Origin of the sequence: Salinivirga sp., from assembly GCF_035268865.1 — a bacterium.
Lineage (GTDB): Bacteria > Bacteroidota > Bacteroidia > Bacteroidales > Salinivirgaceae > Salinivirga.
This window is the reverse complement of sequence record NZ_DATFKB010000064.1, coordinates 1-10867: the sequence shown is the minus strand read 5'-3', so window position 1 is coordinate 10867 and position 10867 is coordinate 1. Positions and strand designations below refer to the sequence as shown.

At 41.6% G+C, this 10867-nt stretch carries 7 protein-coding genes and 1 pseudogene; 4 read left to right on the top strand and 4 right to left on the bottom strand.

The annotated features are described in order from the left end of the window. From VJ937_RS04050 to VJ937_RS04035, 4 genes and pseudogenes are all read left to right on the top strand, one after another. Positions 1–421, top strand: a pseudogene (locus VJ937_RS04050) (hypothetical protein); the annotation flags it as partial. Positions 422–430: 9 nt separating this feature from the next. Continuing rightward, positions 431–1873 carry a TolC family protein gene (locus VJ937_RS04045; protein ID WP_324065613.1) on the top strand — a complete coding sequence of 481 codons (1443 nt, stop codon included), beginning with the start codon at positions 431–433 and terminating at the stop codon, positions 1871–1873. A gap of 30 nt (positions 1874–1903) precedes the next feature. Continuing rightward, on the top strand, positions 1904–3019 hold the full coding sequence (locus VJ937_RS04040) for an efflux RND transporter periplasmic adaptor subunit (protein WP_324065612.1): 1116 nt from the start codon (positions 1904–1906) through the stop codon (positions 3017–3019). 18 nt (positions 3020–3037) lie between these two features. Continuing rightward, positions 3038–6409 (top strand): efflux RND transporter permease subunit, encoded by a 3372-nt coding sequence (locus VJ937_RS04035; protein ID WP_324065611.1) that lies wholly within the window; start codon positions 3038–3040, stop codon positions 6407–6409. Positions 6410–6486: 77 nt separating this feature from the next. On the opposite strand, the gene pncA is transcribed toward VJ937_RS04035, so the two are convergent. The 4 genes from pncA to VJ937_RS04015 form a co-directional block, all read right to left on the bottom strand. Further along, a complete protein-coding gene (gene pncA / locus VJ937_RS04030; RefSeq protein ID WP_324065610.1) occupies positions 6487–7098 on the bottom strand; it encodes a bifunctional nicotinamidase/pyrazinamidase in 612 nt (203 codons plus the stop codon). Positions 7099–7110: 12 nt separating this feature from the next. After that, on the bottom strand, positions 7111–8520 hold the full coding sequence (locus VJ937_RS04025; protein ID WP_324065609.1) for a nicotinate phosphoribosyltransferase: 1410 nt from the start codon (positions 8518–8520) through the stop codon (positions 7111–7113). A gap of 128 nt (positions 8521–8648) precedes the next feature. Continuing rightward, a complete protein-coding gene (locus tag VJ937_RS04020) occupies positions 8649–9806 on the bottom strand; it encodes a hypothetical protein (RefSeq protein WP_324065608.1) in 1158 nt (385 codons plus the stop codon). Positions 9807–9956: 150 nt separating this feature from the next. Beyond that, the gene (locus tag VJ937_RS04015) at positions 9957–10634 is read right to left on the bottom strand and encodes a porin family protein (protein WP_324065607.1); all 678 of its coding nucleotides are present in this window, start codon (positions 10632–10634) and stop codon (positions 9957–9959) included. Positions 10635–10867: the final 233 nt, after the last annotated feature.

The following is a 10867-nucleotide window of genomic DNA, read 5'->3' as shown; positions in this document are numbered from 1 at the left end:
TAATATGGTAGCAGAAAAAGGCACTAATGCCATCGATGCTTTGCTGGAAATGAGCCAGTTGATTAATGAAGAAATGGAGCTCTTTACGCCGGCAGTGACGTTTGATCTGCAAAAGTATTACCCGGAAATATTTCGAAAGCATATGGAGCAATCCCAAAAATTTGCTTATGATGCAGTTTATCAAAATCTGCAGCAAGGCATGGAGCAAGGGCTTTACCGTAAAGAGATAAATCCAGAAGTAGTGGCCACTTTGTATATCAATAAAATTGAAGATATGCACGATCCTGATTTCTTTAGTAAAAACAATATCACCTTTGAATTGATTTTTGAAACTATGTTCGAAAACCATGTGCGGGGCATAGCCAATCAAAAAGGCATTGAATATTACGAAAAACGAAAAAAAGATTACCAATTTAAATAACCTTAAACCATGAGAAAATTAATTGTTTTACCAGTCATTATGCTGTTTTCTGCTTTGGGATGGGCTCAAAATGAAACATCTCAGGCTACCGACAGTGTAATGTCGCTCCAGCAAGCGATAAATTATGCGCTGGAGCACAACCACGATGTGCAAAAAGCTGAACTTGAAGTGCTGAAAGCCAAGAAGAAAGTATGGGAAACCACTGCCATAGGCCTGCCCCAGGTATCGGCCTCGGGTGCTTATTCCTATATGCTTACCGTTCCCGATGCGTTGGAACAATTCTCCAGCCTGGGCGATATGTTTGAACCAATATACCAGGCCATCGGTACTAATTCAACAGCTCTGGTGGAGGCCGGACTGCTGGATCCAAATGCTGTTCCGCAAGGGCCATCTGATGGAGGAGGAGAAACCACATCGACCGACGATCTCCGTACAACAGCTACACTCGATGTTTCGGTTTCGCAGCTCATTTTTAACGGCTCTTATATTGTAGGTTTGCAAGCCTCCAAAACCTACAAACAATTGTCCAAATACATGGAGCAACAATCAATTGTAGATTTAAGAGAGACCGTTACCAATGCATATGCCGGAGTTTTAATTGCCAAAGAGAGTATGCAGGTGCTTGATGAAATTTTAAAAACCACAGAGGAAAGTATTAAGGAAATGGAGGCGATGTATGAAGAGGGTTTTGTAGAAAACACCGATGTGGACCAATTGCGTCTCACGGCGGCAACCATTGAAACCAACAAGAAAAATCTCAAATTACAGACAAAAATAGCCAAAGAGATGCTTAAGCTCTCGTTGGGCATGGATCTGGAACACCCGCTACAGCTAGCTGACGACCTGGAAACGGTAATGTCGCAAAACAATGTAACCACTGCCAAAGGATTCGACTTCGATGTAACCCAAAACATCAACTATCAATTACTCGATACCCAGGAAAAGTTGAAAGAGCTCGATGTAAAAAATGTAAAAGCTGAATTTCTACCCACAGTCGCTGCATTTTACAACCATCAGGAAAACTTTAACGACAAAGCATTTAACCTGCAACCGCCCGACGTGGTGGGAGTCAATGTAGAGATACCCATTTTTACAAGCTGGGGTCGCATGTCGAAACTTAAACAAAGGGAAATTGAGCTGGAACAAACCCGGCACGATAAAGCCAATGCTGCCAACGGGCTGAAAATACAATACAGAAACACCCTCAATCAATATTTGACAGCACTAAACACTTATGGCAATAATAAATCGAACATGGATCTGGCCAAACGTATTTATGAAAAGACCCAGGTTAAATACAAAGAGGGCGTTTCGACCAGTTTCGACCTATCGCAGGCACAGAATCAATATCTGCAGGCACAAAGCAATTATTTCCAGTCCATCATGAAATTAATTGAAGCTAAAGCAAGCCTCGATAAACTCTCGTACCAATATCAACCTATTGAAAATTAACCTTAAAACCACAATAAAATATTTACAGCGATGAACAAAGTAATAATCATTCTGACAACAATTGTGCTGGCTGCAACGGCATGTACAAAAGATAAAAACACACAGCTGAAAGAACTGAAAGCTGAAAGAGATCAACTCAATGCCCAAATCACTAAACTTGAAAAAGAGTTAACACAAAGTGGTGATTTAAAGAAGCATGTGAACAAAACATATGTGACAACTCAACAGGTAAAACCAATAGTTTTCCGCCATTTTGTTGAAGTTAAAGGAAGTGTAGAAAGCGACAATAACATCTTTGTACCGGCAGAGCAACCCGGAATTGTAACCAATGTGCTCGTAAAAGAGGGCCAGATGGTAAAAAAAGGTCAATTAATGGCCAAAATAGATGATGACATTATTGAGCGGCAAATTGGTCAGCTCGAAACCAACCTTGAACTCGCCACCACAGTTTATGAAAGACAAAAGCGCCTGTGGGAAAAAGAGATCGGTTCTGAAATAGAGTACCTGCAGGCCAAAACCAACAAAGAATCGGCTGAAAAGCAGTTAAAAGTACTGCAAAAACAACTGGAGATGACACGCATAGAATCTCCAATAAACGGAATGGTCGATGAAATAATAATCAAAGAAGGTGAAATGGCAGCAGCAGGTAAATCAGGAATTCGCGTTGTAGGAACAGGCAAACTAAAAATTAAAGCCAACCTTTCTGAAGCCTATTTTGGCCAGGTAAGCAAAGGCGACACAGCAATTGTAACTATTCCTGCCCTGAATGCGGATTTTAAGCGCCCCATTTTTGCAGTTGCCCGGGCCATCGATGCCGGCAACCGCACGTTTGGTATCGATATTCGTCCACCACACAAACTCGATATTTCCCCAAACATGCTCGCTGTAGTTATAGTAAATGATTACACTAACCGCAATGCCATTACTGTGCCAGTAAATGTGGTACAAACCGATAATAAGGGTGAATTTCTTTTCGTAGCCAAAAAACAGGGTGATAAATGGATTGCAGAACGCCGCTCAGTTGAAGTAAACAAAAACTATAAAGGACAGGCCGAAATAGTAAGCGGTGTAAATGCCGGTGACCATATCATAACTGCCGGCTACCAGGATGTGGCCAACGACCAGGTAATTACCCTTGAACAATAAACCCTTAAACCGTTAATTATGAGTAATAGAAGTTTTAAACTCACCAATTTTGCCGTTGATAATCGCATTACCGTGTACTTTTTCACGGTACTGATGATCATATCGGGAATCTGGGCCTATCAAAGTACGCCAAAAGAGCAGTTTCCCGAAGTGGTGTTCCCCTATTTCATGGTAAACACCATTTATCCGGGTACCTCACCCTCCGATATGGAAAACCTGGTTACACGACCACTTGAAAAACAACTCAAAAGTATCAATGGAATAAAAAACCTGACCAGTAAATCACTGCAGGATGTTTCTCTGGTCGTAATTGAATTTGAAACCAATGTGGACCAGCAAAAAGCAAGTCAGGATGTGAAAGATGCTGTAGACAAAGCCAAACCAGATTTGCCCGATAACCTGCTTGATGACCCTGAAGTTACCGAAATTGATTTATCAGAATTCCCCATACTGAACATAAACCTATCAGGTGACCTGAGTTTAGTGCGCATTAAAGACCTGGCCGAAGAGCTGCAAGACGATATTGAAGGACTTGAAGAAATAACCCGTGTTGATATTGTAGGAGCTTTGAACCGTGAAATTCAAATTAATGTAGACCTCTACAAAATGCAGGCAGCCGGTGTTACATTCCAAACCATTGGAGAAGCTGTGGCGCAGGAAAACATGACCATCTCCGGTGGACAAATTGATGTTGGAGGCATGGAACGCACAATGCGCGTCATAGGTGAATTTCAGGATGTAAAAGAAATCGAAAATATCGTACTACGCGATGGTTTGTTCCTAAAAGATGTGGCATCTGTTGTAGATGGTTTTGAGGACAGAGAAGACTATGCCCGCCTTAACCAGGATGACGTTATTACACTGAACGTGATTAAAAAATCGGGTAAAAACCTCATCCGGGCCATTGATAAAATCAAAGTAATGTTGGCCGATTTTGAAGAGAGGGCTCCTCAAAACCTCGAAATTACACCCACAGGCGACCAAAGTGATATGACACGCAATAATGTGAGCAACCTGTTCAATACCATTATTCTTGGATTTTTGGTAGTTGTAGTCGTACTCATGTTCTTTATGGGAGTTGACAATGCCCTTTTTGTGGCCGTTGCCATCCCGCTATCGATGCTTGTGGCATTCATATTCCTGCCCGTAGCCGACTTTACCCTCAACATGGTTGTGCTCATGGCGCTAATACTGGTTTTGGGTATTGTAGTAGACAACTCCATTGTGGTAGTTGAAAATATATACAGGCACTACATGTTTACGCCTAACCTGCCCATTGCACCAGCCGTAAAACGCGGTGTGGGAGAAGTCGCCATTCCTGTTTTTTCTGGTACGCTAACCACTATGGCACCATTTTTCCCGCTCATTTTCTGGACCGGTATCATGGGCCAGTTCATGATGTACATTCCCGTAACCATAATCATTACCCTGGCAGCCTCAATGCTTGTGGCCTACACCATGAATCCTGTATTTGCTGTTACATTTATGCGCTACCGTGGCGACCAGGAAAAGAAAATTAATCATAAGAAAAACATCATATTTACCGCCATTGGAGCAGGTGCAGGAATATTATTGCACTTAGTTGGCTGGCCAATGATTGCCAACCTGATTATTGCCGCAGTATTGTTGTTTTTATTGGTACGCTATATACTTGAAGGCCTTATTGATAAGTTTCAGAAACGGGTAATTCCGAGAATGATGCGCAGTTATCAATCCACGTTGCGTTACTTGCTGAAAGGTCGCGGAGCTTATATAATTGTGGCATCAACAGTTGCCTTATTATTCATCACCATTTTCCTCACCAGACAATTTGGGCCCAAAGTGGTACTATTCCCGGAAAACAAAGATCCGGATAAAGTCATGGTTTATCTGTCGATGCCCTCAGGCACCGATATTGAACAAACCGACAGTGTTACAAATATCATTGAAAACCGCGTAATGGAAACATTAGGCGAAGACAACCCTGATGTGGATTACGTAATTTCTAACGTAGCCACAAATGCCGGACAGGATGTGTTTGAACGTACCACACAGGCTAAACTGGCCAAAGTGACCGTAGGTTTTGTCGATTACGAAGATCGCACGGGCCCACACACAGAAATTTATGTCAATCAATTCCGCAAAGCACTGGAAGGAATTCCCGGAGCAGAAATCATTGTAGATGTAGAAGATATGGGGCCTCCCACCGGTAAACCCATTAACCTGGAAATTGCTGGAGAAGACATAGATAAACTTGTTCAATTATCAGAAAATATACAAAGCTACATTGTTGATACACTTAAAATTGAGGGTATTGAAGAGCTAAAATCTGACATGGAGGTAAGTAAACCGGAAATTCTGGTTAACATTAACCGCCGTAAAGCCCGTGAATTGGGTCTGAGTACAGCCTATATAGGGTCTACCCTGCGTACAGCAATCTATGGTAGTGAAGTGTCAAAGTTCCGTGAAGGCGAAGATGAATACCCCATAATGGTGCGGCTCAACAAAACATACCGCGACGATATTCAGGCGCTTATGGACCAAACACTTATAGTGCCAGCCGCCAATGGCAGAAAGGTCAATAATGTGCCCATATCCGCAGTGGTCGATGTAAAATATGAGTCTTCGTATGGTGGTATCATTCGCAAAGATTACGAACGGGTTATTACGCTCTCATCTAACATACTTGATGGTTACAATGCCAACGAAATAGTACAACAATTACGCAACTCTCTGGAAAATTATGAAATGCCGGATGGCTACAGTTGGGAATTTACCGGTGAGCAGGAAGATCAGCAGGAAAGTGCATCATTCCTGAGTTTAGCACTGTTTCTTGCAGTTGGATTAATTTTTATAATTCTGGTTACTCAGTTTAATTCTATTACAAAACCTCTGATAATTCTGGTACAGGTGCTTTTCAGTATCATTGGTGTACTGCTCGGATTCATAGTTTTCAATATTGATATTTCCGTAATTCTCACGGGAATGGGAATTATTGCTGTGGCTGGTATTGTGGTTAAAAATGCCATTATTCTCATTGATTACGCCGATGTATCGATTGACAGTAATCCAAAAGAAGCCAAAGTACGTGAAAAAATTATTGAGGCAGGTCGTGTACGTCTGACTCCCGTATTGCTTACAGCAGCTTCTACAATTTTTGGGTTGCTGCCACTGGCCATTGGCATGAATATCGACTTTGCTTCGTTGTTCGAAAACCTTGACCCAAATATTTTCTTTGGAGGTATGAGCGCCGTATTCTGGGGTCCACTCGCCTGGACCATCATTTTTGGATTGGCATTCGCTACATTCCTAACTCTGGTTGTAGTTCCTGCTATGTACTTTATGTGGTATGTAGCCAGGGTACGCAAGGAACGCAAAAAAGCACATAAAATGATTGCCAGAAATGCATAAAAGCAATCTAAATATTAATAAAAAGGGGGTTGTGAAAATTCACAGCCCCCTCTTTCTATGTCTGAATTTAATTTTAACTACGAATTCAAATCCTTACTTTTAATTACTCTAACACCCTCACCGGTCAACTTTTTCTTCTGTTTTTCGTATTCGTCCTTATCAAGTGGCCGCGTGGCATCATCAATAAGGGTTACTTTAAAGCCCTCTTTCAAAGCATCGGTGAGCGTAAAGTAAACACAAATATCTGCAGCCAGCCCACAAAAATATAAGTCACCAGCTCCTTTTTCGCGCAGATAACCGGCCAGCCCTGTAGGGCTTTGTTTACTATTGTCATAAAAAGCACTGTAGCTATCTATCTCCGGGTTCATTCCTTTGCGGAAAATGGCTGTAATGGCCTCATCATTCAAATCACGATGTAGCTCTGCTCCTTGTGATTCCTGCACGCAGTGGTCGGGCCAAAGCACCTGTTCCGTACCATGTAAATCGATTTTGTCAAACGTTTCTTTACCCTCATGATTTGAGGCGAAGCTCTTGTGATTGGCCGGATGCCAGTCCTGTGTGGCTACCACTAAATCAAAACCCGGCATCAACTGGTTAATGACAGGCACAATAGCATCGCCCTCTTTTACTGCAAGTGCGCCTCCGGGCATAAAATCGTATTGAGTATCAACAATTATTAAGGTCTTCATAGCTCCGTGATTTTATAGATTATCCAAATGTTCGTGAATCAGGTCATTTCTCAGGCTATTAAGTTTTTCGCTTAATCCGACTTTGTATATGTGCGGGTTTTCGAATCTTTTATATTCGGCGGGAAGCTGCCCAATTCTGTTACTTGCATATTGCTGAATCGAAGTCAGCGGCTGCTGTTTTTGAAGACGTTTTCCGGCACTCATAACCTTATGTAGTAATGGCTCTTTATTAAAATCCTTCACATTCATTGATTTTAATTTATCGAAAGGATGATACATTTTTTCCAATGCGTCATCTGTTTTCATACATACTGCATCGGCCCCAACAAACACTCCATTTTCCCCTGTCATGCGATAAACCTGTTTCTGGCCGGGCAAAGTAATTTTGGCTGTTGATTCTGATATTTTAATACGTGGTGCATCATCGTATGCAGCAAGTTTAAACACGCCATCGAGCGCACTGTCTGGCTGGCCGGTAACCAGGCTTGTACCAACTCCGAAAAGGTCTATTTGTGCACCCTGTTCGTTTAAACTTTTAATGAGGCACTCATCAAGCTGATTGGAGGCGGCTATTTTTACATATTGCAATCCGGCATCATCGAGCATTTTTCGTGCTTTGCGTGATAAAAATGCCAAATCTCCGCTATCGAGGCGTATACCCTTTAGCTGTTGTCCCCGTGCTTCCATCTCTTTGGCCACCTTTATAGTATTTGGCAGGCCGCTTTTCAGTGTATTGTAAGTATCGACCAACAGTACGCAATCATGGGGCCTGATCTCAGCAAAATGGCGAAAAGCCGTTAATTCATCCTCATAACTTTGAATAAGCGAGTGTGCCATGGTTCCGGAAACAGCAATGCCAAAATCTTTACCTGCCACTACATTACTTGTGGCATTAAAACCTCCTATAATAGCAGCCCTTGCTGCATGATAGGCTCCGGCACTTTGTGCCCGCCTCAAACCAAAATCTATTAGGCCGCGGTCACCGGCAACCTGTCGCATACGAGCCGCCTTGGTCGCAATTAACGACTGAAAATTCAGCACATTTAGCAAAAGTGTTTCCACCAATTGGGCATCCAGCATTTCTGCCTCTACAGTGAGTACCGGCTCAGTCGGAAAAACAATTTCGCCTTCTTTTGCACTGTATACATCGCCCGAAAAACGGTATTGCTTTAAAAAATCGAGAAAAGAATCGTTAAGCTTTTGTTTGTATAAAAAATCAATGTCTTCCTGGGTAAACCTGAAATTTTCAAGAATATCAAGCAAAGTGTCTAATCCGGCAAATACAGTATACCCTGAATTAAAGGGTGGTTTCCTGAAAAAGTAATCAAAAACAGCTTTCTTATTATGACGGTTTTTCTGAAAATAAACTTCTGCCATTGTCAGTTGATACTGATCGGTATATGTTGCTGAGTAGTTGAGCATGATGATTTCCGCTTTAACGTAAATTCAAGTTTATCAATAACAGTCTAATATCCAAAACCATATGTCTTTATAGTTAGAACAAACTGGTAGTGGAAAGAGTTTTTATGCCCTCCTGTCTTGTGCGGAAACTATTCAGACATAAAGCGCTTAAATGTAGCATTCTGATCGAATAGATGCCTGTAAGTGATATGCGTTTTAACTTTTTTAGCTCCAAGTAATCGGTATAATCTATTTACAGTCGTATTGTAATCGCCAATCCATGAGCTTTCAAGTTCTTTTATTCCATGCTTCCTCAGCTCGTCCACATGTTTCATGTATCCGGCTCCTATTACACCAGTTTTGTGATATTCGGGCAACACTCCAGCAATCAATAACCGGGCTCGTGTAACAGGTGTGGTAGCTTTTGCCCATAAAAATTTCAATTTGCCAATAAAATCCAGTTTCCCATTCAGCTTACGCAAAATCTGATTAATGTCGGGAAAGGTAATCAACATACCGATGGGCTTCTGCTGATGATAAATAAACCAAATATACTCTTCTCGTATAATGGGTTTAGCCTCTATCATCATTTTTTCTATTTCATCATATTCCAAAGGAATGTAATCATCATGAAAATGGGACCATACTTCATTGTAAATACTTACAATATCTTTTAAGTACTTTTCGTGGTTTTGAAATTTAAAATGCTCAAATGCATATTCATTCTTTGAAGCTATATGCCTGGCAAATTGCACCTGTCGCTCCGGAAATGGTTTGGTCAGGTCAAGATGATAAGAGTACATTTCGAAATAGGTGCGAAATCCATATTCTTCGAAAAGTTGTTTGTAATAAGGCTTATTGTATGGCATACCATATGCCTGTGGCATAAAACCATCGACCAGTAATCCCTGGTTCACGTAATTTTCGCCAAAATTCACAGGTCCGTCCATCGCTTCCATTCCACGCTCTACAAGCCAGGCTTTTGCAGTATCAAACAGCATGTGCGCCGCTTTATAATCGTCTATGCATTCGAAGAAACCGATACCTCCTGCATAGGGCTTTTCTTTAAAAGCCCTTCGTTTATCGTAAAAAGCTGCAATGCGGCCAATCAGCGCCCCACCCTTATCGGTTAAAATCCAACGTTGAGCTTCGCCATACTCCAGCTTTTTATTGCGTGAGGGGATAAAAATATCGCGAATCTCGGCGTCGAGCGGACAGGTCCAGTTTGGGTCGTTGGCATATATTTTCCGGGGTACATTTAAAAAACATGTTTCCCGTCTCGAATCATTAACAGGTTTTATCTGCATAATGCAAAAGTTTTAAATAAGCTTATCAAAGGACCTTTGGCCCTCTTGATGTATTGTGACAGACAAATTTAATAATCTGACAGGATTTTTTATACACAAAAGGCTGTCTTCTATTGAAAACAGCCTCTGTTAAAAAATATAGTTTTAAGTTTAAAACAGATATCCAACACTAAAAATCAGCTGATTATTACGTTGTGTAAAGTTGTAGTTTTGATCTGCTATCTCCACCCCTGAGCCAAGTTTGCTCAAGCCAAACTCATATTTCACATCAAGAGCAAGTATACCCAATACATTTAAGCCAGCATCAAGCTGCACCGCCCATGAAGCTGCAGTAAGTTTTTCTTCAGCTGCTGTTCCATCGCCTACCCGTTCTTCGATAATCTTTTGCAATTCGTCATTGCCGCTCAGGTTAAAAGAAGCCACGGGCCCTAGCCCAAAACGTGCCGGGCCAACCTTCCAACCGGCTACAACAGGTATATCTAACCGCATAAAACGCTGATCGGCAATGGTTGATCCTATCTTTTGGCCGTCATCAGCTATTTCGGTCACCTCAACTTCGCCACCGGTAGATACAATAAGCAGCTCAGGCTGTATATACATGCCTGCGATGGTAGCCTGCAGCATTCCCCCAAAGTGCAGCCCTACTTTTGCTCTTTTGGCCTCCATCCTTAGTTTGGTGTCGGGGTTATCAGCGGTTGTGACTTCAATTGCCTTATCCAAAGTCAATTGAGAAGAGCTCACACCTCCACGAAGGCCATATTTTATTTGTGCTTCAGTAGTAGATGCCAAAGCAAAAACGCAGAAAATTAATATCGTAATCTTGTTCATTCTTATAGGTTTTTAGCTTTTTTTGATTTGAACCGTCAGTTAATTCAAAACTTTATTTAATCACTATGAAGCAAACTAAGACTTATCGCGCTTTCCCAGGTAAATTTGCAACGCAACCATCAGTGTATTATTGTATTGCCCGGCATACACACCTGGTATTTCAGAATCGTATTTACCCCGTATCTTAAGCAAAGAATAAGCAAACTGAGCATGTACAGATGTATACGGGAAAA